Annotated in this window: 19 protein-coding genes; 9 read left to right on the forward strand and 10 right to left on the reverse strand. The window is 56.3% G+C overall.

Annotated features, from left to right (window positions below):
* Nucleotides 1–19: 19 nt before the first annotated feature.
* The 3 genes from CWS43_RS08020 to CWS43_RS08030 all read right to left on the reverse strand — a co-directional run bounded on the left by CWS43_RS08020 (nucleotide 20) and on the right by CWS43_RS08030 (nucleotide 3,200).
* Nucleotides 20–1,513, reverse strand: coding sequence for a sensor domain-containing diguanylate cyclase (locus CWS43_RS08020; RefSeq protein WP_101076391.1), 1,494 nt, complete (start codon nucleotides 1,511–1,513; stop codon nucleotides 20–22).
* Nucleotides 1,514–1,658: 145 nt separating this feature from the next.
* Entirely contained in the window at nucleotides 1,659–2,138 is a 480-nt protein-coding gene (locus tag CWS43_RS08025) for a 2TM domain-containing protein (RefSeq protein WP_101076480.1), read from the reverse strand.
* 153 nt (nucleotides 2,139–2,291) lie between these two features.
* Nucleotides 2,292–3,200, reverse strand: a complete 909-nt coding sequence (locus CWS43_RS08030; RefSeq protein WP_101076392.1) for a LysR family transcriptional regulator — start codon at nucleotides 3,198–3,200, stop codon at nucleotides 2,292–2,294.
* A 115-nt stretch (nucleotides 3,201–3,315) separates the two neighbouring features.
* On the opposite strand from CWS43_RS08030, the gene CWS43_RS08035 reads away from it, so the two are divergent.
* The 6 genes from CWS43_RS08035 to CWS43_RS08050 all read left to right on the forward strand — a co-directional run bounded on the left by CWS43_RS08035 (nucleotide 3,316) and on the right by CWS43_RS08050 (nucleotide 7,941).
* The gene (locus CWS43_RS08035; protein ID WP_101076393.1) at nucleotides 3,316–4,467 is read left to right on the forward strand and encodes a serine hydrolase; all 1,152 of its coding nucleotides are present in this window, start codon (nucleotides 3,316–3,318) and stop codon (nucleotides 4,465–4,467) included.
* Nucleotides 4,464–5,693 carry an MFS transporter gene (locus CWS43_RS08040; protein WP_101076394.1) on the forward strand — a complete coding sequence of 410 codons (1,230 nt, stop codon included), beginning with the start codon at nucleotides 4,464–4,466 and terminating at the stop codon, nucleotides 5,691–5,693. Before CWS43_RS08035 ends, CWS43_RS08040 begins: the two co-directional genes overlap by 4 nt.
* 89 nt (nucleotides 5,694–5,782) lie before the next feature.
* On the forward strand, nucleotides 5,783–5,941 hold the full coding sequence (locus CWS43_RS27375; protein WP_198555791.1) for a hypothetical protein: 159 nt from the start codon (nucleotides 5,783–5,785) through the stop codon (nucleotides 5,939–5,941).
* A 25-nt stretch (nucleotides 5,942–5,966) separates the two neighbouring features.
* Nucleotides 5,967–6,074, forward strand: coding sequence for a small membrane protein YniD (yniD, locus tag CWS43_RS27500; protein ID WP_232776767.1), 108 nt, complete (start codon nucleotides 5,967–5,969; stop codon nucleotides 6,072–6,074).
* 589 nt (nucleotides 6,075–6,663) lie between these two features.
* A complete protein-coding gene (locus CWS43_RS08045; protein ID WP_198555792.1) occupies nucleotides 6,664–7,554 on the forward strand; it encodes a DoxX family protein in 891 nt (296 codons plus the stop codon).
* Nucleotides 7,555–7,698: 144 nt separating this feature from the next.
* The gene (locus CWS43_RS08050; RefSeq protein ID WP_198555793.1) at nucleotides 7,699–7,941 is read left to right on the forward strand and encodes a hypothetical protein; all 243 of its coding nucleotides are present in this window, start codon (nucleotides 7,699–7,701) and stop codon (nucleotides 7,939–7,941) included.
* A 1-nt stretch (nucleotide 7,942) separates the two neighbouring features.
* On the opposite strand, the gene recD is transcribed toward CWS43_RS08050, so the two are convergent.
* From recD to CWS43_RS08070, 4 genes are all read right to left on the reverse strand, one after another.
* A complete protein-coding gene (recD, locus tag CWS43_RS08055) occupies nucleotides 7,943–9,997 on the reverse strand; it encodes an exodeoxyribonuclease V subunit alpha (protein ID WP_101076397.1) in 2,055 nt (684 codons plus the stop codon).
* Complete coding sequence (gene recB / locus CWS43_RS08060; protein ID WP_101076398.1) at nucleotides 9,994–13,680, reverse strand: exodeoxyribonuclease V subunit beta; 3,687 nt, start codon at nucleotides 13,678–13,680, stop codon at nucleotides 9,994–9,996. Before recB ends, recD begins: the two co-directional genes overlap by 4 nt.
* The gene (gene recC / locus CWS43_RS08065) at nucleotides 13,677–17,165 is read right to left on the reverse strand and encodes an exodeoxyribonuclease V subunit gamma (RefSeq protein ID WP_198555794.1); all 3,489 of its coding nucleotides are present in this window, start codon (nucleotides 17,163–17,165) and stop codon (nucleotides 13,677–13,679) included. Before recC ends, recB begins: the two co-directional genes overlap by 4 nt.
* A gap of 142 nt (nucleotides 17,166–17,307) precedes the next feature.
* On the reverse strand, nucleotides 17,308–18,405 hold the full coding sequence (locus tag CWS43_RS08070) for an NADH:flavin oxidoreductase/NADH oxidase (protein WP_101076400.1): 1,098 nt from the start codon (nucleotides 18,403–18,405) through the stop codon (nucleotides 17,308–17,310).
* Nucleotides 18,406–18,654: 249 nt separating this feature from the next.
* On the opposite strand from CWS43_RS08070, the gene CWS43_RS08075 reads away from it, so the two are divergent.
* From CWS43_RS08075 to CWS43_RS08085, 3 genes are all read left to right on the forward strand, one after another.
* On the forward strand, nucleotides 18,655–18,960 hold the full coding sequence (locus CWS43_RS08075) for a SelT/SelW/SelH family protein (RefSeq protein ID WP_101076401.1): 306 nt from the start codon (nucleotides 18,655–18,657) through the stop codon (nucleotides 18,958–18,960).
* Entirely contained in the window at nucleotides 18,960–19,853 is an 894-nt protein-coding gene (locus CWS43_RS08080) for a LysR family transcriptional regulator (protein ID WP_101076402.1), read from the forward strand. The genes CWS43_RS08075 and CWS43_RS08080 overlap by 1 nt, the downstream gene beginning before the upstream one ends.
* Before the next feature lie 140 nt (nucleotides 19,854–19,993).
* Nucleotides 19,994–21,178 (forward strand): MFS transporter, encoded by a 1,185-nt coding sequence (locus CWS43_RS08085; protein ID WP_101076403.1) that lies wholly within the window; start codon nucleotides 19,994–19,996, stop codon nucleotides 21,176–21,178.
* A gap of 58 nt (nucleotides 21,179–21,236) precedes the next feature.
* Here the strand turns inward: CWS43_RS08085 and CWS43_RS08090 are convergent, their stop codons facing one another.
* The 3 genes from CWS43_RS08090 to CWS43_RS08100 are packed head-to-tail and all read right to left on the reverse strand — an operon-like array spanning nucleotide 21,237 to nucleotide 23,927.
* Entirely contained in the window at nucleotides 21,237–22,097 is an 861-nt protein-coding gene (locus CWS43_RS08090; protein WP_101076404.1) for a ribokinase, read from the reverse strand.
* 1 nt (nucleotide 22,098) lies between these two features.
* Nucleotides 22,099–22,956 carry a MurR/RpiR family transcriptional regulator gene (locus CWS43_RS08095; RefSeq protein ID WP_101076405.1) on the reverse strand — a complete coding sequence of 286 codons (858 nt, stop codon included), beginning with the start codon at nucleotides 22,954–22,956 and terminating at the stop codon, nucleotides 22,099–22,101.
* On the reverse strand, nucleotides 22,956–23,927 hold the full coding sequence (locus CWS43_RS08100) for an ABC transporter permease (RefSeq protein ID WP_101076406.1): 972 nt from the start codon (nucleotides 23,925–23,927) through the stop codon (nucleotides 22,956–22,958). The genes CWS43_RS08095 and CWS43_RS08100 overlap by 1 nt, the downstream gene beginning before the upstream one ends.
* Nucleotides 23,928–23,970: the final 43 nt, after the last annotated feature.

A 23,970-nucleotide genomic window follows, 5' to 3' on the forward strand; every position in this document is an offset into this window, starting at 1 on the left:
CTTTTCATCCCGCCCTGAATTACAGATTCACAACGCGGTTTCGCCCGTCATTTTTTGCCTGATACAACGCTTTATCTGCCATTTTCAGCGCACTGTCGATGTTCACTTTTCCCGGATGGAAATGGGTCACGCCCAGCGAAATCGTCACGTTTCCAGCCGTGTCAAAGTGCTCTTTTTCAACCTGCCGTCGTAAGCGTTCTGCCAGTTGTACAGCCCGTGTCAGCGAGGTGCCCGGCAGCAGCAGCAGAAACTCTTCTCCGCCCATGCGGCACAGCAAATCATCATCACGCGAGTTGTTCAGGATGAGTCGCGACAACTGCGTAATCACCCCGATTTGCAACGCCTCGCCCAGCAGTTTATCCACCTGTTCATAAAAACCGCGTCGGTTGAGCAGACCGGTCATCGGGTCGGTATGCGCTTCAGCGCTCAGCTTTTCAATTCGCTGATGCAGTAGCCGGATCCCCTGTAACATCACCGTTTTCAGCTTCGAGGCTTCGTAATACCAGGCGTTAATTTGCTGAATTTCTGCCGACACATCTTCTGAGTCCATGGTGTCGGCTTTCGACGCGAGCTGGCGCAACGGGCGGGAAATATAGCGCGCCAGCAGCCAGATGCCGATAAACACCAGAAGCACAAATGGCAGGGTATAAAGCAGAACCTGCAACATGACGTCATACAGCATTATCACGTCAGCCCTTGCCGGATGCAGCACCAGCACCGTCCAGCCCGCGACTTCCATCGTCGAGAAACCGGCCAGCGAATCCTCGCCCTGCAAATTTTTCATGTGCAGAAAACCCTGATCGCGGCCTTCCAGCAGCGCTTTATTCACATTTCCCTGCGGCGTGCTTTCCGTCCAGCCGTCAGCGGCGCGGTACAAAACGTCGCCTTCGTTGTCGATCACATAGATATACGCGTCTTTGCGGTAGTTCCGGGCATTGATCAGTGAATCAATAATACCGCCCTGTTGCAGGGTAATTTCCGCCACCAGATAGCCGAGATACTTCCCCCGCGCATTACGGATGGGCACAGACATGGCAATAATGTGATTGTTTTGCGCGGTACGGAAAGGAGAGCTGATTACCGGATTTTGCGTGGCCAGTGCCTGCGTATTGGCGTCTGACACCAGCCTGAGACCGACCATATTGGCGGAGTTTCTCGACGCGGCGCGAACCGTACCGGTTTTATCCACCACCAGCACAGAGCTGTAACGCTTACTCTGAATCTGCAAACGGTCCGCTTCATCACCTACAGCGTAAAGATCATCAAACTCTTCGCCCAGCAAACCGGCACTGAACATCAGCTGTTTTTGAGCCGCATTGAAAAAAAGATCGGCCGTCAGGGAGAGGCGTGCCGCGTAGGACTGACTGGCGCGCAGCGAGGAATCGATAAGAAGTTTTCTCTCGACCTGAAAAATTGCCAGATAACTGCTGAGCAAAATGATGAGCGTACTCACCAAAGCCAGAAGCAATATCAGTCTTTTAAGATTAAATGCAAACCGCCGTTGCTGATCCATTCTCTGTCCGTTGAGCTGATAACCCTGAATACTAAAGAGGATAGCAGCATGTTAAACCGGAAATTTGATATGTCTCAGTCAGGGCGGTTTTCTCTGACCCTGCTGGCTGCAATCTGTCTGATTCTTTGCAGCCCATAATTGCCTGCTAAGGTTTACGTATTAACTTCTGTAAACGGGCCTTCTGCCAGCGCTCCACTGACCCGCGAAAAGCAAATATCCCCAGCCCGCGGATCAGCAAAATACCGCCCCAGATACACAACGGCCAGACGAACCAGACAGTATTGGGTGAAGTGTAATGATTAATCGCAAATAAACCGATGTTGATCACCGCCCAGAAAACCACCGAACGATAGAAGCCCCCTTCTTCCGCCACCCGCAATCTGGCTTTTTCGATCTGATCGTCGAGTGCCCGATCGGCGCTGATCGCTGATTGCGGATCGTTTTCTGTCAGTTCTGAAACCTTGATATCAAATGCTGCCGCAATGGCCCCCAGCGTTTCGAGGCTGGCCTGTTCGCCATTTTCGATTCGTTGTACCGTGCGTACGCTCAGTGAAGAAAGCTCTGCCAGCTGTTCCTGAGACCATGCGCGGGAAATCCGAAGTTGTCTGATTTTGCTCTGATTCATATCCTTGCCTTTACAGTGAATGTTGAACACCGGGTCAGCATGCAACGCAGGATCGGAAATCAACACGACAGCAACCTGACACCGGCACGACATCAAGCTGACAGCTTTTAAGATCATCACGTTAGCCTGTGATATAGCGTATTGCCGGGCTTTCTAATTCGGGCACAACAACGCCAGTTCCGGGTTTTCAGGAAAAACCCGTTCGCTGAGAAAGTCGATCAGCACCCGCAATTTCGGCGTCATGTAGCCACCCGATGGCCAGAGAATGAAAAAGTCCGCGCTGCGGCTGACAAAATCATCGAGCACGGTGACCAGTTTCCCGCGCGCCAGCTCTTTGCGGATACTGAAATCCGGCAGGCACGTAATGCCCAAACCCTGCAGGGCAAAACACTGACGTGTCTCAATATTATTACAAACCATTGAAACCGGAAGCGCCAGATCCTGATAACCCGGCAGCGGCCAGGCTTCCAGTTTTCCACTGTTTGGGAACCTGAAATGTAAACACCGGTGAGACAGCAGATCGGGGGGCGCTTGCGGAACGCCATACTTTTCAAAATACGCCGGTGAGCCCACCAGCAAATGGTGAAACGTCCCCAGCTTGCGCATCGACAGGCGAGAATCCGCCATCTGCCCGGTGCGCACCACGGCGTCAAAACCTTCTTCCACAACATCCACAATGCGATCGGTGAAATCCAGATCCAGCTCGATATCAGGATAACGCCGCATAAATTCGCCCAGCACCGGCAGCAACAGCGTGCTGACCTGCGGCAGGCTCAGCCGCAAACGGCCTCGCGGGGATTCAGAAAGCTGCAACAACTCGCTTTCCGCCGCTTCCAGCTCCGCAACAATCCGGCGGCAACGCTCGAGAAACAGCGCGCCTTCTGCCGTCAGCGCCACGCTGCGGGTGCTGCGGTGAAACAGGCGAACATTCAGTTTAACTTCCATGCGTGCGATGGTTTTGCCCACCGCCGAGGCAGAAACGCCCAGCAGGCGGCCGGCCGCGACAAAACTGCGGGTTTCCGCAACGTGCACGAACACATTCAGACTGCTCAGACTTTCCACTGCCACCTCTCATTACGGACATTAGTGTCCGTATATTCTGGATATCTACCCTACTTTTTCCGTACTGAGGAGTTATCTATCGTGATTTAACACGTTCATACACTGAGATAACACCATGAATTCCTCCGCGCTAAAACCCCGTATCGACCTTGTTGTTGAGCAGGCCATCGCCTCAAAACGCCTTGTGGGTACCGTTGTTCTGGTCGCTCAACACGGCGAGCTGGTTTACCACCAGGCCGCCGGTCTGGCTGACCGGGAAACAGGACAGGTCATGACTGAAGAGTCGCTGTTTCGCCTGGCATCAGTCAGTAAACCCATCGTATCAACCGCCGCGATGATCTTAATTTCACAAGGCAAACTGGCGCTCGATGACGACATTCAGGCATGGCTGCCAGATTTCCATCCCTCCCTTCCCGACGGTCAGCCTGCGCGGATCACCGTGCGAAATTTATTAAGCCATACCGCCGGGCTGAGTTACCGCTTTTTTGAGCCCGATGAACAGGGTCCGTATGCGCTCGCAGGGGTTTCCGACGGCATGGATAACAGCAGAATTTCACTGGCGGAAAACCTGCGTCGTTTGGCCAGCGTCCCTTTGCTGTATTCACCGGGAACTTCATGGGGATATTCCCTCGCCGTGGACGTTCTTGGCGCATTGCTGGAGCAGGTTTGCCAGCAATCGCTTGGCGACATAGTGAGAAATCTGCTCACCGGCCCGCTGGATATGAACGACACCGCGTTTTATGCGCACAATCCGGCGCGGCTGACGACGCCGTACGTCAGTGATTCCCCCGAGCCTCACCGCTTGCAGGAGGGTGAAAAGGTCGCGGCATTCGAAAATACCGTGGGTATCCTTTATTCCCCTGCGAGGGCGCTGAACACACAGGCTTTCCCATCAGCCGGAGCCGGTATGGTCAGCAGTGCGCACGATGTTCTGAAAATGTTAGAAATGCTGCGTCGGGGCGGAGAACCGTTGCTGATGCCAGAGCTGGTTGATGAAATGGGCCGCGACCAGACCGGTAGCCTTGAATTGCCGGACATGCCGGGCACCGGCTTCGGGCTGGGCTTTTCCGTCCTGCGTGATCCGCAAGCGGCGGCATCACCGGAATCCACAGGCACCTGGCGCTGGGGCGGCGCTTACGGTCATTCGTGGTTTGTCGATCGCACCGCCGGGCTGAGCGTCGTCGCCTTTACCAACACCCTGTACGAAGGGATGTCCGGCATTTTTGTGAATGAATTACGCGATGCGGTGTATGGAGTGAAGTCATGAATCAGACACCGAAACAGACACCGCTTCCGCTCTCTGCCTTGCTGGCGATGGCGCTGACCGGTTTTATTGCCATCATGACCGAAACGCTGCCCGCAGGATTACTGCCGCAAATTGCCGGTGGCCTTGAGGTATCACAGGCCATGGCGGGCCAGATGATTACCGCATATGCCGCCGGTTCACTGATGGCCGTGATCCCGCTGGCTGCCCTGACGCGTGGCTGGAACCGCCGCACGGCGCTGCTGACGGCAATCGCCGGTTTCCTGATTTTTAATACGCTCACCACACTCTCGGCGAATTTTGCCCTGACGTTGTTTGCCCGCTGGATGGCCGGTGCCGCTGCCGGGCTGGCGTGGGGATTGCTGGCCAGTTACGCGCGGCGTATGGTGCCCGTACATCAGCAGGGGCGCGCGCTGTCTGTCGCCATGGTGGGCACGCCGGTTGCGCTGGCGGTTGGCGTGCCGCTGGGAACCTGGATGGGGACGCTGCTCGGCTGGCGTATGGCCTTCGGGGTAATGTCCGTGGCGACTCTGCTTCTGGTGGTCTGGGTGCTGCGCAAAGTACCAGATTATCCCGGTCAGAAAGCCGGGCAGCGTCAGCCGCTGCGTAAGGTCATCATGATGCCGGGCGTGCGCAGTATTCTGGCGGTGATCCTGCTGTGGATGCTGACCCACAACCTGCTCTATACCTACATTGTTCCGTTTCTGCGGCTCTCCGGTCTGGCAGCTCATGCGGATCAAATCCTGCTGGTGTTTGGCATTGGCGCACTCGCGGGGATCGGGCTGACCGGCATTTTGGTGGACAAACGCCTGCGTCAAACCCTGCTCACCAGCCTCGCATTGTTTGCGGTAATTTCACTGGTGCTGGCGCTCAACAGCGATTCCGCACTCATCGTAAGCTTATGCGTTGCGCTGTGGGGCCTGACGTTTGGTGGAGCGGCGACATTACTGCAAACCGCCATTGCCGATGCCACAGGGGAACACGCAGACATGGCACAATCGATGGTTGTCGTGGCCTGGAATCTTGCCATCGCGGGCGGGGGGTTATCCGGCGGAATACTGATGGAAACGGCCGGGATCCGCGTTTTTCCGTGGGCGATGCAGATTTTGCTGGTTGCGGGCCTGCTGATTGCCTGGCGCGCGAAAAAGCAGGGCTTCAGGCCCGGCCCCCGGCATTCAGTTACGCCACAGGAGCAGGATCAAAGTTTCGGAAAGGCACAAAAGGTATAATTTCCTAAACCTTTCCCGAACCAGACGCCTGAGCTCTTCACGGATCCCGGCCTGTTCTGGTAGAGTAAAAAACAGGCTGAAAAGAAAGAATGAGATCCATGGAAGCGCGTAAAAAAGCGGGTGTGCTCTTAACCGTTCTGGCCACAGCAGCCCTGCTGCTGATGGCCTTCGAATGGCTCGCCGATCAGACGGTACCAGAGCTGAAAGAGCATGTTGTTCACTATGTTGACCATCATATGGCGGGCTGAAGGCCCCCCGGCACAGGGAGGAAAAATGGTAACGAAACGGATGATGACCAAACACTGGAAAATGTTCATCGTGCTGCTGTGCATCTGCGGCGCACTGATGCTGTTACGCTGGGCAGCAATGGTCTGGGGGTGATAACTCCTGGACATATTGCCCACACTATAAATTTGAGTTAAGTTATTTCCCGCCTGAATATAGGGAGGTAACAAGGGATGTACCGACTGACAGAAATTATGCTCGTACTTGTCATGATTTTATGGGGAATGATTTTGTTTGATATCGGCAGCATCAGCCTGCGGATCAGTCAGTTTCTCATGTATCTGGAAGGTATGAGGCGTTCCTGAACCTCTGTCTGTTTTCGCACAGTGATTGTTTCCCCGATCCTTTCAATGTTGAAAGCCCCCGCTGTTTCTGCCTGAAAATACACAACGACATTCATTAAGACATTTTGAAATAAATCTGTGCATGACATTGCGCGCCCGTACGCTTTTACTACATCAAATATTGATTTAAAACAAAGTTAGAAAACACCAACCGGAATTCTATTACTTAAATTTTAATTTCAGGTAATTTAATTCATCCCTTCCCCATTCATTTTTTAAAATAATAAATAGCAAAAAATATAAATAGTGGTAAAAATAATGCGCCCGGGTAACGTTATTTGAATATCTTTAAAATCAACAGACCATTAATTTAAAACTGAGATTGTCACGTAGGGGTAATTATGAGTAACGTATATTCACCTACAGAGAATATGATCAACGAGCGAAATTATCTTAAGCCAAGATTTGTTCCGCATCAGATCATCTCTGTATTAATTTTCTTTACCTTAGTGGTTGCTGTTTATAGTGCATTTATTTCCCATCAGTTGCCGGATTTCTCTGCCTATACCACGGTCATTTTATTCTTTATTTCACTGTTACTTAACGTATTAGTCACACCGAAGAATTTCACCGTCGGGTTCCTGACGTCGCTGCTGCCGTTCCTGATTGGCTGGCGCATCGGGGCAATGACTGGCGTAGTGCCGATTATGGTCATCTCTCCGATAGCGTTTATTTTCATTCTCGCGCAGTTCTTTGATTGCATGATCAATGATCAGAAGCATTATCGTAAAGACGGTCGTTTGGGAAATCTTCAATGGCAGATGACATTCATCCGTATCTATTACGGCTTTAATGAAATTGGCCACTGCACAGAAAAACTGTTTGCGGGTAACGCATCATTCCATCATCTGCAGGATGTATTTGCCAATTATGGCCTGCACAGTAATACAACATTCATGGTTATTCTTGCCGGATTAATAGAACTTGCCGTAGCGATTGGCCTGGGCATGGGCTTCTTAACCCGTCTGGCCGGGGCTGGTGGCGTGATTTATATTCTGACGGCGAACTCTTACGGCGGCCACTTCTTTAACGGCTATACCTGGAACAGTAAACCGAACGGTGGCTGGGAATATATTCTGCTGATCATTGTCTTCTTCGGCAGTTGCGCGATCGGCGGTGCGGGTAAATTCTCTATCGATGGCTGGCTGATCAGTAAGGGGCTGATGCCTAAATGGCTGCTCCCGCTGTGCCTGGCGAAAAACGGACGCGACGAACTGCTGCAAAAACACTGATTCATGCTAAAACCGGCGGAGCAGAACGCCCGCCGGTTATTTCTTACTGATTAAATAAGCAACAATTCGGCAAGCGGGCTTGAAACCTGATGCCGTGCAGGCGAAAATATCCCCCGTGATGTTTAAGAGCCTGACCGTCTGCTTATGAATAACCGCAAACCTCGTCGTCCGCACGGGCGATGGACCTATTACATTATGCACGAAGACATTCTGTGGCCCTGCCCGGTGCGCTGGGAGTGGGAGAATGGCTACGGTGGCTGGCTGCCTTTTTACTACTCACCGACGCTGGAATTTGTTGCCGGCGATCCGCATAAAGCCACCAAAGTCGCGGGCCAGAAGGCCCGCCCGGTGCGCAAACAGCTCAAACTTCACGAATACGAATACTAAATCACGCGCTTTCGATTAACCCGCTGGCGCGCAAAACCCTCCTTTGCACGGCTTCCGGCAACACGGCATTCATTCCCCCAACACATCCCAAACTGAACCAGTGCCGTGCACGGGTAATGCCGGTGTAAATCAGCTCACGGGTCAGGATCGGGCTGAGATTTTCCGGCAGCAGCAAGGCCGTATGGGTAAATTCGGAGCCTTGCGATTTATGCACCGTCATGGCGAACACCGTTTCGACAGCCTGCAACCGCCCCGGCATCACCCAGCGGATATCCTGCGTCCCGTCACCGGTCAGGAAAGCCACACGCAGTACCGGCACCACGGAACCGTCCTCCAGCCGGTGAGGGATTTCCAGCGTAATGCCGATATCACCGTTCATCAGCCGCTGGCTGTAATCGTTGCGCGTTACCAGCACCGGACGCCCGGGGTACCAGCCAGCCGACGCTTTCAGCAACCCTTCTTTATACAGAATTTCCGCAATCCGCAGATTCAGCCCTTCCACGCCCCAGCGCCCGCCACGCAGAGCACACAACAACTGGAACTGACTGTAAGCCAGCAACACTTTCGCCGCCCAGGCGCTGAACGTTTCCTGTGATGCATCATCGGCAGGGCGTTCATTTGCCATCACGTTCAGATAATGACGGTAACCGACTGGCGGTTCGACGCCTTTGCGGCTTTGCGCAGCAGGAAATCGCCCCGCCGCGCCGTTAATCACCCAGTCTCGCAGTTCGGTATCGTCATCTGCGTTAAGTTTGAGTTGCGCCAGATCGGCATAACCCTGCTTCCAGACCTGTTTCAGCGCCTTAATGTCGCCGTCGTTGACCGCTTCCGCCAGTTGCCCGATGCCGCTTTGTGCATCAAAACGGTAGCTGTGGCGCAGCATCACCACGGCCTGATCCATTGCCGTTCCTGCCGGATCGACCAGCGCGTCCGGGAGTTTTTCCCCCGTCACGTTTTGCAGCCAGTCGCGGGTTTGCGGCAGATAATGCCCGCCGGTTGCCCGCTGGCATAGCTCACTGAGCAGCGCACCGGCCTCAACCGAGGCCAGCTGATCTTTATCCCCGAGCAGGATCAGCCGCGCGTTCTGCGGCAGTGCAGCCAGCAGCGCTGCCATCATTTCCAGATCGACCATCGATGCTTCGTCCACCACCAGCACGTCGAGCATCAGCGGATTGCCCGCATGGTGCCGGAAATGCCGGGTATCCGGCCTGCTGCCAAGCAACCGGTGGAGCGTCACCACGTCGGTATTAATGCTGCCGCGCACCGTATCGCCGTTGTTCAGCGCGTGCAGATCTAACCGGGAAACCGCACCGGCCACCGATTCATTCAGACGCGCTGCCGCTTTACCGGTCGGTGCCGCCAGCCGGATGCGCAGCGGCTGGCCATTTTCTTCCAGCGCCAGCGCCTGTAACAGCGCCAGCAGGCGCACAACCGTGGTGGTTTTCCCGGTGCCGGGGCCGCCGGTAATAATGCTGAACGCACTCCCCGCCGCCAGCCCGCATGCCAGTTTCTGCCAGTTCACCTGCCCTGCATTTCCGGCCTGCGGGAACAGGGCATCGAGTGACGCGCGCAGCGATTCAGCGGGCAGCGCATGCAGCTGCGTGCGGCCCAGACGTTGTTCAACGGCCTCACGCACATTCTGCTCATACTGCCAGTAACGCCGCAGATACAGACGATGCCCTGCAAGCACCAGCGGCGAGTTGCCTCTGCCGCTGCCCACCAGTTGCGGGTTCACCAGCGCCGCCATCCATTCTTCCAGGCTCAGATCGTCAAGCACCGCCGACGGACGGGAAATCGCGCCATCGGAATGATCGCCGTCGGGCGGAAGCGAGAGCGAAAACGCGCTGTCCGCCAGCGTAGCCTGCAAATCCAGGCACACATGGCCGCGCCCGAGCTGGTAGCTGGTCAGCGCCGTCGCCAGTAATAAAAGCGGGTGTGCATCCGGTGCTTCTTTTGCCAGAAACGTCACCAGCGCGCGATCCAGTTCACGCAGCCAGCCGCATTCCACCCAGCTGGCCAGCAGTTTTAAAATATCTTCACGGCTGTTGATTCTCATGCGCGTTCCTCAGTGCGGCTGAAAAGAACGTCAAGTTCTTCCATTAATGCTCTATCCGGCCGCTGAACGCAGACCCCGTTACCCGGCGCGTGGCTGCCGCGCAGGAATAAATACACCGCGCCACCGATATGGCGGTCATAGTCGTAATCCGGCAAACGGGATTTCAGCAAACGATGCAGGGCGAACAGATACAGCGTGAACTGCAAATCGTAACGGTGATCCCTCATCGACTGCGTCATCGCCGTCTGGTCATAACCGGTGGCGTCATCCCCAAGCCAGTTGGATTTGTAATCCAGCACGTAATAACGCCCGTTGTGCTCAAACACCAGATCGATAAAGCCTTTCAGCATGCCGTTAAGTTCTTCTGCCAGCAGCGGTGCGCGCTCTGCGCCCTCAAGCGTGAAATGCTGAACGACAGTATCAAGACGCCGTGTGGACACCTGCGAAAGCGAGAACCAGAACTCCATCTCAACCTGATACGGCGGCAGTGCGGCCAGCGTGAAACTCCCGCCGCCCGGCAGTGCCAGCGGCTGCGTCAGCAACGCGGTCAGCCAGCCTGTCAGCGGAATAATCCACGGCTCCCAGCCGCGTGTATTACAGCGCCGCGCCACCTGGTCAGCGATACGCTCAGGGTTTTCCGCCAGTGCGGCAAAACCTTCGTCACCCGCCCATTCCAGCAAACCGTGCAGGAAATTACCCGGCGCAGGGCCGCGCGGGAAAGCATATAAGTTCTCACCGGTCATCGGCTGCAAAAGCCCGTCCGTCGGATCGTTACCTTGCGCAGACACTTTCTTATCTTCTAAATAGCTGTCCTGCGCCGCGCTTTCAATTTCAGCCTGCGGTTCACGGTTCAGCGCTTCCGGCACGATATAAGTACCGGCCGGGGCGATTTGCAGACCGGAGAAACTCGATACCCACCAGCGAGGGCTTTTGTGCGTACGTAGTGGCGGACGCGGCCCGAGCTCCGGCAACGCCTGCTCGCTGCGGTACACCGCACCGACCGGCACCGGCAGCGGCCACGCCTGAATATTTTCCGTTTCCAGCGCCTGCAAACTGGCGGGAAACTCTTCAGCCTCAACCGGTTCGCCGCCCTGGAAAAGATAACCCGGCGCGCTTTTCTCAAACTCCTTCAGCGGCGCCATGCCGAGCCACAGCGCATAACGCGAGCGGGTCAGCGCCACGTAGAATTTACGCAGATCCTCGCCCAGACGTTCCCGGTCTGCCAGCTCGCGCTGCTCTTCCGTGGCGCTCAGCGCGATTTCAAGTTCACCTTCCGGCGTATGCCATTTCAGCGGCGAATCCTGTTTTTTCACCGCGCGGAATGCACAGGCAAACGGCAGGAACACCAGCGGATATTCCAGCCCTTTGGATTTATGCACGGTAACCACTTTCACCAGCGCCGCGTCACTTTCCAGACGCAGCTTGCGAGCATCGCCGCCCTGATTTTCATCCTGACACTGTTCCGCCAGCCAGCGGATCAGCGCGTGTTCGCCATCGAGCTGCACGCTGGCCTGTTGCAGCAGCTCGGAAAGGTGCAGCAAATCGGTCAGCGCCCGTTCGTCGCCGTGGGCGAGCAGATGGCGCGGCACGTCAAATTCCCACATCAGACGCCGCAACATCGGCAAAATGCCCTGCTTGCGCCAGCACAGGCGCAGTTGCTGGAACTGCTGAACGTAGCGTTCCCACTCGTTTTCATCCTGATTCAGACGATCCAGCGCTTCCCAGCGTAAATTGAGCGAAGGCGTGGCCAGCGCGGCACGCAGCAAACGGTCGTTTTCCGGTGCGGCACAGGCCGCCAGCCAGAACTGTAGTTCGCCTGCCTGCGCACTTTGAAAAATGGATTCTTTATCAGAAAGGTACACGCTGCGCACACCGCGTTTGGACAGCGCGGTGCGGATTGCCGCTGCTTCACGCCCGGTATTCACCAGCACGGCAATATCACCCGGTGCGACCGGTTTAAACGGTTTTTCAGGCTGGCTGAAACCCGCTGCGCCCTGCTGCCCGAGACGCAACAACCGGACGATTTCTGTCGCGCAGCCTTCGGCCATCAGTTGGGCATATTGGTTTTTTGGCAACGTTTCGGTCTGATTTTCCGGATACCACAGCGTCATAGCAGCAGCTTCTTCGCCGTCGATCTCCCAGGTTTCTTTGCGTCCCTGGGCTTCTACCCGCAGGAACGGCACCTGATTTTCATCGCCACGGCGGAACAGGAATGCGCCTTCTCCGGCAGTACGGTCTTCGGCCAGTGAAAAGACGCTGTTGACCGACGCTACCATCGCGCGGGTAGAACGGAAGTTGGTCGCCAGCGTATAGTGGCGCCCCCCGGTATCGCGACGGGCGCGCAGATAGGTATAAATGTCGGCACCGCGGAAGGCATAAATCGCCTGTTTCGGGTCGCCGATGAGGATCAGCCCCTGCTCTGGCGGGTTTTCCGCCACGCGGTAAACGGTGTCGAAAATCCGGTATTGCAGCGGATCGGTATCCTGAAATTCGTCGATCATCGCCACCGGGAATTGCGTGCGGATAATCTCCGCCAGCCGTTCACCGTTGTCGCTGCGCAGTGCAGCGTCAAGGCGGGTCAGCAAATCATTGAAACCCATCTGCGCCCGTTTTTGCTGTTCGACGTCAAAACGGTTTTCAATCCAGCGGCAGGCATGTTGCAGCAGGCCGCTGCGGGCGTCCGGCAGGGTTTCCAGACGCGCTTTCAGCGTTTCCATCGCCGTCAGCGCCGGGTGCGCGGGCGGCTCGCCCTGCGTCCAGCATTCAGCCAGACCGTTTGGCGTCAGGCGCTCCCAGCCGGTGTTCAGATCAGGCATGAGTTCGTCGCTGGTCGCCCAGGCATAAAGTTTCTCCAGCCACGGATTAAAATACCGCGCCTGAATTTTCCGGCCGTTTACGACTTTCGCCGCCACCGCCCCTTCGAGGAGGGTGCGAAGTTCCTTCGTCCATTCCGGCCAGCCCGCTTTCAGCTCGCTCAGCTCTGCTGCTTTTTGCTGATTCACCGTCACAAAAACGTCGGCGGGCGCTTCATCCGTTCCCAACGTTTCGGCGTATTCCAGCAGCGGAGAGACATTTTTGTGCAGATCTTCCGGCGAGCGCCACCACCCGCGCAACGTCCTGATATCCGGTTCCGGCAGGGAAAAATAGAAGCTGCGCCAGTAATCGCGCACCACATTCATCAGCAGCTCGGTCTGGTCGGTTTCCAGCGTCTGGGTAAACAGGCTGTCGCTGTCGAAAGCGTGTTCGCCTAGCATGCGGTTACACCAGCCGTGGATGGTAGAAACCGCCGATTCATCCATCCATTCCGCCGCCAGTTGCAGCTTACGTGCGCACCCCGCCCACTCTTCCGGCGGATATTCCGCACGCAGGTTCAGCAAAAATTCATCGCCCGCGGAGGCTTCGTCCGGATCTTCCAGAAAACACGCCGCCGCTTTGGACAAACGTTCGCGGATCCTGTCGCGCAGCTCTTTGGTGGCCGCATCGGTAAACGTCACCACCAGAATTTCCGGCGGCGTCAGCGGGCGGACGAACGCATTCTCAGTACCGTGGCCGAGCACCAGCCGCACGTACAGCGCGGCGATGGTGAACGTTTTACCGGTCCCGGCGCTGGCCTCAATCAGGCGGCTGCCGGTCAGCGGAAAATTCAGCACATTCAGGGTCGCGGGGGAAATGCGTTCCTTCATTCTTTCGCTCCTTTTTTGCTGCTGCGGGAAAGATGGTTTTTAAGCGGTGCCAGCAATCTGTCAGCCAGTTCGGCGAATTCGCCGCCGGACCACAGCGTGGCGAAATCCGGCCACGCGCGCGCCAGATACGGGTTGCTGTCGCGTTCACCAAATTTCATGTTGGCCGGATCGTGGTTTTCATAAGCATCACGGGCAGAAAGCCCGGCATCGCCGTCCGGCGCACTTTGCGCGGAGCCGTCCTTTTTCAGCCAGACAAAGGCCGTTTTGACCGCCAGCGGCAACGGCCTTAATTGCCCCTGTTGCCAGGTTTCGATCAGTTGCTGCCAGAGCGCCTGTGCCTCAGCAATCTCCAGTGGCGGTAATTCCGCCGTCCCGTTTTTACTGATAATGATACTGTGCATCGGCTGTCCGCCGAGGTGTCCGGCCAGATGCGCGACCCAATAAGGAAGCAAACGGTCAAGGCGGTAATTGCGGTCTTTGATGATGCCGATACTCTCCAGCACCACGCGGGCGCGCTCCCCGCTGGCGTTCGCGCGTAGATCGCCGAGCCAGTCCGAGACATTCACGCCTGCGGTTTCAACACTCAGCGCTTCATTAGCCCGCGTCAGCGGCCATTCATCGAGCACGCTCTGATAATTGGCAAACAGCGTTTCCATCGGCTCGGCGAGATCTTCACTCAGCACGGCGGCGAATTCGCCCGGTGCCAGTTCACCGCGCCGTTCGATGCGTTCAAGCTGCTGACGCAAAATATCCTGACGCGGCTCCCCGGCCTCCAGCGCCCATTTCTGCGCGCGGATCAGTTCATCCTGCAAGCGCCAGTTTTCCAGCGCATTAATATCAAACGGCTCCTGATCTTCGCTGCCCGCCTCTTCCAGTTCGAAGTAAATATTCAGCCGCTGGCGGAAGAAACTGCGCACCGGATCGGACAGAAAATCAGCCAGCTGACGCAGCGTGAGCGCCCCTTCCTGCACCAGCGGCGGCAACGGTTGCGGCGCATCAGCGCTGACATCCGCGTCCATTCCGGCACGCCATTCATGGGCGTAGCTGAAAAGCTCACTGCCCTTGCTGAAGTAATCGCGGTTAAACGGTTGCAGGCGATGTTCGGCGGTGAGCGAGTGAACCAAATCGCCATCGTCCTTCGCTTTCCAGCCCGCCGCCAGATGGTCGCGCAGTTGTGCCACCAGCACCGAAGGCGGGCGCTCGGTATTATCGTGAATGCTGCGCCCGACCCAGCTGATATGCAGGCGTTCACGCGCCGACAGCAGCGCTTCGAGGAACAGATAACGGTCATCTTCGCGGCGCGAGCGATCGCCGGGCCGGTAATCGCGCCCCATCAGGTCGAAATCCATCGGCACGCGGTTGCGCGGATAGTCGCCGTCGTTCATCCCGAGCAGGTAAACGTGGCGGAACGGAATGGCGCGCATCGGCATCAGCGTGGCAAACGTGACGGCACCGCCAAAGAATGGCTGCGTCAGGCCGGACTGATCAAACTGCGCCAGCCAGTGTTCGCGCACGACAGACAGCGGCAGCTCGGCCTGAAGATCGACGCTTTCACAGGCTTCAAGCCAGGTTTCCAGCTCGGTATGCAGACGCACTAAAATAAAGCCGTCGTCGCCGTCATCTTCGGCAAAGTAGCCGCTCAGCAATGCCTGCAAACGTTCGCCCCACACGGGCGGCGACGCAGGCTCACGCAGCTGACGCCAGGTTTCATCAAGGCAATTTAAGAGATGCGACAGCGGGCCAATCAGCGCCGCTTCCAGCCCGCCGATTTCATCCAGCGGTTCAATGCCCTGCCAGGCGTCACCGCTGCCGACGGCGTAACCGAGCAGCATTCTTTGCAGGCCGAAGAACCAGCTGTTTTGCTCCGGCGATAACGGCAGTTCAAGGCTCTGACGCTGCTCCGCATGCAACCCCCAGCGCACGTTGGCGGCGCTTATCCAGCGGTGCAGCAGCGGCAGCTGTTCTTCGCCGATGCCAAAACGCTGACGCACCGACGGCACATCGAGTAAATCCAGCAAATCGCTGACGGCAAAACGGGACTGCGGCAACGTCAGCAGGCTTTCGAGCGCGCCGAGCAGCGGGTTATTCTGACGCGGCCCCTGATCGGCTACGGTAAACGGAATGTAGCGCGGGTCGCTACGCTCCATCAGCCCGAACACCGCCTGAATGTGCGGTGCATAGCCATTAATGTCCGGCACCATCACGATAATATCGCGGGCTTTCAGGGTCGGATCGGCGGCCAGCGCGGCCAGCAGCCGGTCGTGCAACACTTCCACTTCACGCTGGGCGCTGTGCGTTATCGAGAAGCGCAGGGATTCGTCATTCAGCGCATCAATCTCAGGCCATTTTTCTTTTGTTTCAGCCAGCGGCCGCAGTTGCAGAATGTCTTCCTGCAACTGATGCAATAAAGTGTCTTCGCCGTTGGAGGTGAACAGGTCAATGCGCGGGATCACCGGCGCGAGCGTGGAGGCGTAGGATTCGTGGTTATCATATTCATTGAGCAGGCCAATATAATCGCGCCCCTGTTTGCCCCACGCCGCCAGCAGCGGATGCGCGTGCTGATGCAGATCGCCTTCAGCAATCACCTGCGGCATGCCCGGTTTACGCCGCTGACGCGCACGTTCGGCGCGCAGCAGATCTTTATCGGCGATAATATCGCTCCAGTCGTGCTCGCACGGGTTATGAACACACATAAAGATGTGCGTCCACCGGCCCAGCACGGCCAGAACTTCTAAGGATTGTTGCGGCAGCGAAGAAATCCCGAAAACGATCAGGCGCGCAGGCAAACCGGCCGGACGCTCGTCTTCAGGGATGGTTTGAGCATGTTGCAGAAAACGCTGATGCAGCGCGGCGCGGCTGGTTCCCCGCTCACTTTCAGGCACATCGGCCAGCAGTGCGCGCCACAATTGCGGCTGCCACAGCAGGTTTTCTGGTAACGGTTCACTGCCTTTGCGGCTGGTGCGCAGCACGTCTGCCCCGTTTCCCCAGTCCTCCAGCCAGTCGGCGCGGTAAACCTGATACTGATCGAACAAATCCGCCAGACGCTGCGCCAGCTGATGCAGCTTACGCATATCGCCGTCGTCTTTTAAGAAACGCGCCAGCGGGGCAAAAACCGGTTCAGGCAGTAGCTGCGGCAACAGGCGGATCAGCCGCCAGGTCAGCAGCGGGCGGTCAAACGGCGACGAATCCGGCACCTGATCTTTGCCCAGCACCGCACGGTAAACCTGCCAGAAAAAGCGGGCGGGCAATTTGATGTCCAGCGCCGCCGCGATCCCGCAGCCGCCTTCGGACACATCGCGCGCCAGCGCCAGTTTCAGCCACTGATTGATCCCGTTGCTTTGCACCAGAATCACTTCATTTTCCAGCGGTGCCAGCGGATGTGCCGCCATCCACGACACCAGAATATCCCTCAGCGCTTCTGAGTGATTTCCGTGTAACACCATCAAACCTGAATTCACGCACGCATCCCTTTTTGTCGCCGTCATAGATGAGATTTTGCGTCGATTTGGAAAGGATTGAAAGGATTGAAAAGAAAAGAGGCAGACCCTGCGGCCTGCCCCGAAACAAAATGTAATTCTCTGAAGATATGTTATCGCTTTTGCGAGCAGAATTACGGTTTTGAACGTGTTAGCTAATGCTGTAACGCTCAAGCCAGTGCGCGTAAGGCGCGGGCAGAACCCATGACGGGTTTTCCACGCCCAGCTCTTTCGCCAGTGCATACGGGTAATGCGGGTTGGCGAGCATCGCGCGGCCAATCATCACCAGATCCATGTCTTCTTCGCTGATGCAGCGTTCGGCGACGTCCGCAGACGCCACGCCCCAGGAGCTGGCGACCGGCAAACCGGCCTCTTTGCGTACGCGGCGTGAAACCGGTGCCAGGAAGCCTGCGCCCCACGGGATCTGCGCTTCCCAGGTGGAGAAACCGACGCTGACATTGAGCAGATCCAGCCCTTTCTCACGCAGAATACGCGTCAGTTCGATGGATTCGGACAGCGTTTCTTCGTCGCGGCCATCGTATTCAATCACGCCAAAACGCGCGGTGATCGGCAGGTTTTTCGGCCAGACCGCGTTGACGGCGTCGAAGGTCTCAATCAGGAAACGGCTGCGACCAGCGAAATCGCCGCCGTATTCATCAGTACGGGTGTTGGAATGCACGGAGAAGAAACTCTGCGCCAGATAGCCGTGGGCAAAATGCAGTTCCAGCCATTCAAAACCGGCGTCGCGCGCGCGTTTTGCCGCTGCGACGAAATCCGCCATCACGCGCTGAATATCCGCTTTTGTCATCTCTTTCGGCACTTTTGGCAGATGTTTGCCGAACGCAACCGCAGAAGGTGCGATAGTCGCCCAGCCGCGCGGATCGCCTTCTGCAATATGATCATCGCCTTCCCACGGCAGGTTGGCGCTGGCTTTGCGGCCCGCGTGACCAATCTGGATCCCCGGAACAGCCCCGGCAGCTTTGATAGATTTGGCGATTTTCGCCAGTTCAGCGGCCTGCGCGTCATTCCAGATCCCCAGACATCCCGGGGTGATACGGCCTTCCGGCGAAACGGCGGTCGCCTCGACGATAACCAGGCTTGCGCCACCGCGTGCAAGCGTTGCGTAATGTACCTGATGCCAGTCGTTCGGCACGCCGTCAGTGGCGGAATACTGGCACATCGGCGGAACTGCGATTCGGTTTTTTAACGTGACGTCTTTCAGCGTAAACGGCGTAAAGAGTGCGGACATAATTTTTCCTTTTCCGGGTTAATGTGATGAAACGGCAATCAAAATGCCGCCGGAGGGCGATAGCAAAAAGTGTGATAAGAGTATAGTGCGTGTCAGATATCGCCATAACCCAATGCGTGCCCTGCCCGGCAAAACGGCATTTGCTGTATGCAGTAAATCGCGCCACATCATGGTATTTTCAAGGCTTCATCTGCTTTCCGCATGTTTAATAAACCAAGGCAATAAAAACGCATAAAGAAGGGTCATTCCATGGAAAAACGTCCGGCAGTTACCATCACTTATTGTTCCCAATGCAACTGGCTGTTGCGCGCCGCGTGGATGGCGCAGGAACTGTTGAATTCGTTTAGCACCGACCTGGCCTCGGTCACGCTGGTGCCGGGCACGGGTGGAATTTACGAGATTAAAGTCGATGACGAGCTTATCTGGGAACGTAAAAGAGACGGCGGTTTTCCGGACGCCGCACCGCTTAAACAGCGCGTGCGCGATATCTGCTTCCCGGACCGGGATTTAGGGCATGTGGATAAGAAGAAAACGCCTGAGAGCGGGCAAGCGTAATGCCGCGCGATAATCTCAACGATCTGGTGGCCTTTGTTACCGTTGCCCGCGAGCAGAGTTTTACCCGCGCCGCCGCACAACTGGGCGTCTCACAGTCGGCGCTCAGCCATACCATTCGCGGCCTGGAATCGCGGCTCGGCATGCGGTTACTGACCCGCACCACCCGCAGCGTCTCGGCAACCGACGTCGGTGAGCGCCTGCTCGCTACGCTGGCGCCGCGTTTTGATGAGATTTACAGCGAGCTGGCGGCACTCAATGATTTGCGTGATAAGCCCTCCGGCGTGATCCGCATATCCGCCACGGACTATGCCATTAATCAGCTTTTATGGCCGAAGCTGGAGCATTTTCTGCATGAATACCCGGATATCACCGTCGAGCTTATCAGCGACTACGGTCTGACGGATATCGTTGCTAACCGGTATGACGCGGGCGTCCGTTTGGGTGAGCAGGTAACTAACGGGATGATTTCGGCGCGCATTGGCCCGGATCTGCGTTTTGTCGTGGTGGGTTCACCGGCTTATTTCGCCAGCAACCCGAAGCCTGAAACGCCACAGGATTTACTTCAGCATCGTTGTATCAATCTGAGGCTGCCCACGCACGGGGGTTTTTACGTCTGGGAATTTGCCAAAGACGGTCGCGAGGTAAAAGCCCGCGTTGAAGGCCAGGTCATTTTTAACAGCGTATATCAGATCCGTTCAGCCGCCGTTTCAGGCTTCGGGCTGGCGCATATCCCGGAGGACATCGTGGCTCCGCTGATCGCCGAAGGAAAACTGATTCAGGTGATGGATGAATGGTGCCCGGTTTGGGACGGCCTGCATATTTACTACCCCAGCCGCCGGGAATCATCGCGCGCACTGGCGTTAGTCGTAAAGGCGCTGCGGGCGGGGATTTAGCGTAATTCGGCATAATTTAATTAATTGATGAGCCTGGCTCATGATGGTGTCCCATTTCCCGCTATTCATTAGCGGGAACGTTCTCCCTACACTTCCCGCTTCCTGTAACCCCCGGTATAAACACGCACGGATACTTTTTCATGACGCAAACTTTTCCACAGAAAGCAGCGGCGGGATCCCCCGATCATGCTCACTGGAGTGCCGTATTTTCAATTGCCTTAAGCGTAGTCAGTCTGGTGACTGCAGAATTACTGCCCATCAGTTTGTTAACCCCCCTGGCAGCCGATCTGAGTATCAGCGAAGGCATGGCCGGACAGGCCGTCAGCGCGACATCCATTATGGGAATGATCGCCAGCCTGTTTATCGCGGCGGCTTGCCGCAGACTTGACCGCCGTCTGGTGCTGATGGGTTTTACGCTGATTTCGATTGCCTCTAATGTCCTTGTGGCAGCCGCGCCGGATTACGCGGTGTTGCTGATCGGGCGTTTATTGCTGGGCGTGAGCCTTGGCGGGTTCTGGTCAATGGCGGCGGCGGTTTCAATGCGGCTGGTGCACAAATCGCTGATCCCGAAAGCGTTATCGGTTATTTTCGGTGGCGTTTCAGTTGCGATGGCCGTTGCGACGCCGCTGGGAACCTGGCTCGGGGATGCCATTGGCTGGCGCGGCGTATTTCTGATCACCGCCGCACTGGGCATCATCACGTTTGTCTGGCAGTACCGCGTATTCCCCTCCATGAAACCCGCAGGACAGACGCGCCTGAGCACGTTGTTCGGGTTACTGAAAAGACCACAAATCCGGCTGGCAATGGCCGGAATGGTCGGCGTATTTGGCGGTCATTTTGCCTTCTTCACCTATCTGCGTCCGCTACTGGAAAACGTTGCTCACTTCAGCGTGAGCGGGGTTTCCGCCATTTTGCTGGGCTTTGGCATCGCCAATATTCTCGGTACAGCGGCATCAGGCATGATGCTGCGACGCAGCCTGAAAGGCACCCTGCTCTTCATGCCTCTGATAATGGCGCTGATGGCGGCCATTTTGGTCAGGTTTGGCGAAAGTCAGCCGGTGACGGCAATTCTGGTTACGCTGTGGGGATTTGTTTTTGGCGCAGTCCCGGTCGCCTGGACGACATGGCTGACCCATGCAGTCCCCGACGAAACCGAAAGCGGTGGCGGTTTACAGGTCGCTTCAATTCAGCTGGCCATCACGGCAGGCGCAACGCTCGGCGGGGTTTTACTCGATGCACATGGCACGCTGGGCACGGTCACCGGCAGCGGGATTATTTTGCTTCTGGCGGCAGGTTTGATCGGATTTATGCGCTGCAAGTCGTAGCCATCAAAAGGAATACAAAAGGCAGGAAATTCTCCTGCCTTACTGTTTCGCATTAACGCTACGCTTTACGTGAAACGTGTTCGGCGGCGGCGCGGTTGGCTTTTGCCACGGAACCGGCCAGCGTCTGGCCCTGCAAAAGTGACGTACACAACATGCCCATAAAGCAGTCGCCTGCGCCGTGCGTGCTGATCAGTTCGACTTTTTCGGCGGGCATGGACTGGCTGCGCTCACCGGCTTCGCACCAGGCGACGCCGTGTTCGCCTGCCGTGACGACCACTGCCGGATAATGCCCGCCGAGCCATTCGGCGGCGGCGCGGGCGTCAGATAAAGCATTCACCGTAATGCCGCTGAGATCGCGGGCTTCGACGCCGTTGACCACCAGCAAATCGACGGCGGATTGCATCGCGCTGCACATCTCTCGTGCCGGAGCGGCGTTCAGGCACACGCGTATCCCGCGCTGTTTTGCCGCTTCGGCGGCCGCCAGATTGACCGCTTCCGGCACTTCGTTTTGCAGCAGCAACATCTCAACCTGTTGCCAGACGGCGTCGTGACCAAATTGCGCGGCGTCTACCCGGTTGTTGGCATTGGAAACAACGACCGCGCCGTAATCCCCTTCCGCGTCCATCAGCGCAACGCTCATGCCCGACGGCACGTCTGCACTGACGGCCACAAAATCCGTATTCACGCCGTTTTCTTCGAGCACGGAACGCAGGAAATCGCCCTGCGTATCTGCGCCAACAGCACCGGCAAAGCCGACCTGCGCGCCCGCTTTCGCGGCGGACACCGCCTGATTGCCACCTTTACCGCCAAATTTGTACGAACAGCCGCTGCCCATCACCGTTTCGCCTTTTTCAGGGCGGTGATGCGCGTGGATCACGATGTCGTAATGAAGGCTGCCCGTGACTAAAATTTTACCCATTCTAGTATTCCCGAAGGTCCTGAACCGCCTGCTGGGTTTTCATCAGGTTTTTCTCCGCTGTCTTCAGATCTTTCTGCGCAATCGCCACAAATAAGGCATCCAGAATATTTAACTGGGCGATGCGGGCAGCGGCATTTTCCCCGAGCAAGTGCGATCCCTGAGAGGTTGAATTGAGAACCACATGCGCATTACGCGCAATAGGCGACTCGGCGTAATTGGTGATGGCGATAACTTTGGCGCCGTTGCGCGCCGCCAGTTTAATCGGGTCATTCACCGCTCGGGTGGTGCCGGAATGGCTGATGGCCACCACCGCATCATCGTCCGACAAGACTGCTGCTGACATCAGCATAATATGGGCATCATCGTAGACCGTCGTTTTGATCCCGATTTTCAGGAGCTTATGCGACAAATCTCTGGCGACGGCGGCAGAACCGCCGACGGCATATAAATCGATGTGCCTGGCTTTAAAAAGAATGTCAGCGGCGCGGTTAAATTCCGACACATCGACAATAGATAATGTTTCTTCTATTGCCTGAATAGATGTGCGAAATACCTTTTCAAGTAATTGCTCCGACGAGTCTCCCGGCTCAATTTCCGCATGTAAATTCGCCACCTCAGAATAGTTGTAATAAATCAAACTGCTTCTGAAATCTCTAAATCCTGAGAAATTTAATTTCTTCGTCAATTTAACAATCATCGCCTCAGAAACATTATTTTCCAGCGCAATTTCTTTTAAAGAAGTTTGCTCAGAAAAATCCGTTTTAGACGTAATTGCGTCGACGACTTTTCTTTCCAGCGGCGTCAGATGTGGCAATTTCATACGAATTTGAGCGCCTATGGCTCGCGGATCCTGATTCATTACTTGCCTCGTGTCGCCCGGTCAATCAACATCGCTATGATAATAATAAGACCGGTGGCAAGCAATTGATAAAACGCCTGAATATTCAGAAGCGTCAGGCCATTTCGTAATGAACCCAAAATAACCGCGCCAATCAGCGTGCCGATGACGCTGCCTTTGCCGCCCATCAGCGATGCCCCGCCAATGGCCGCCGCGGCAATCGCATCCAGCTCCCATAAATTCCCCATCGTCGGCTCGGCAGCGCCCAGGCGACCAATCAGAATCAATGAGGCCAGAGACGCCAGGACGCCGGAAATCACAAACACCGTGACTTTGGTTCTTTTGACCGGCACACCGGCCACGCGAGCGGCTTCTTCATTACCGCCGACGGCCAGAATGTATTCGCCCAGCGGCGTTTTATTCATGACCACCCACAGGATTGCCGCGATGGCGATAACAATCACAATCGGTGCCGGAACCCCGAATACCGTGCTGTTGATGACCGTGCGAAACTCCATCGGGATGCCGAAAATCGGGTTACCGTTGGTGAAAATCAGCGCCAGCGCGCGGAACAGCGACAGGCCGCCGAGAGTGACGATGAACGGCTGCAAACCGGCATACGCCACTAACATTCCGCTGAAAACGCCGCACAGTGCGCCGACGCCCAGCGTCGCCATAATCGCCAGCGGAACCGGCACGCCCGCCACCATCAGCGTTGCGCCGAGCACCGCAGAAAGCGCCGCCGTTGGCCCGACAGACAAATCGATGCCGCCGGAAATAATCACCAGGGTCATCCCCAGCGCAATAATTCCGTTAATTGATGACTGCTGCAAAATATTCAGCAGATTCGGCAGCGTGAAAAATACCGGCGAAAGAAAAGAAAAGGTGATCACAATAATCAGTAAACCAATCAGCGTACCGGCATCGCGAACATTGAATTTAAATAATGCCAGAGGGAAAGCCTTTGGCTGAACATTACCTTGAGTCGTCATAATCATGGCCTTAAAAAATCAGTAGGTGACAGAACGTATCGTT

It is taken from the genome of Rahnella sp. AA, from assembly GCF_002834385.1.
Taxonomy (GTDB): domain Bacteria; phylum Pseudomonadota; class Gammaproteobacteria; order Enterobacterales; family Enterobacteriaceae; genus Rahnella.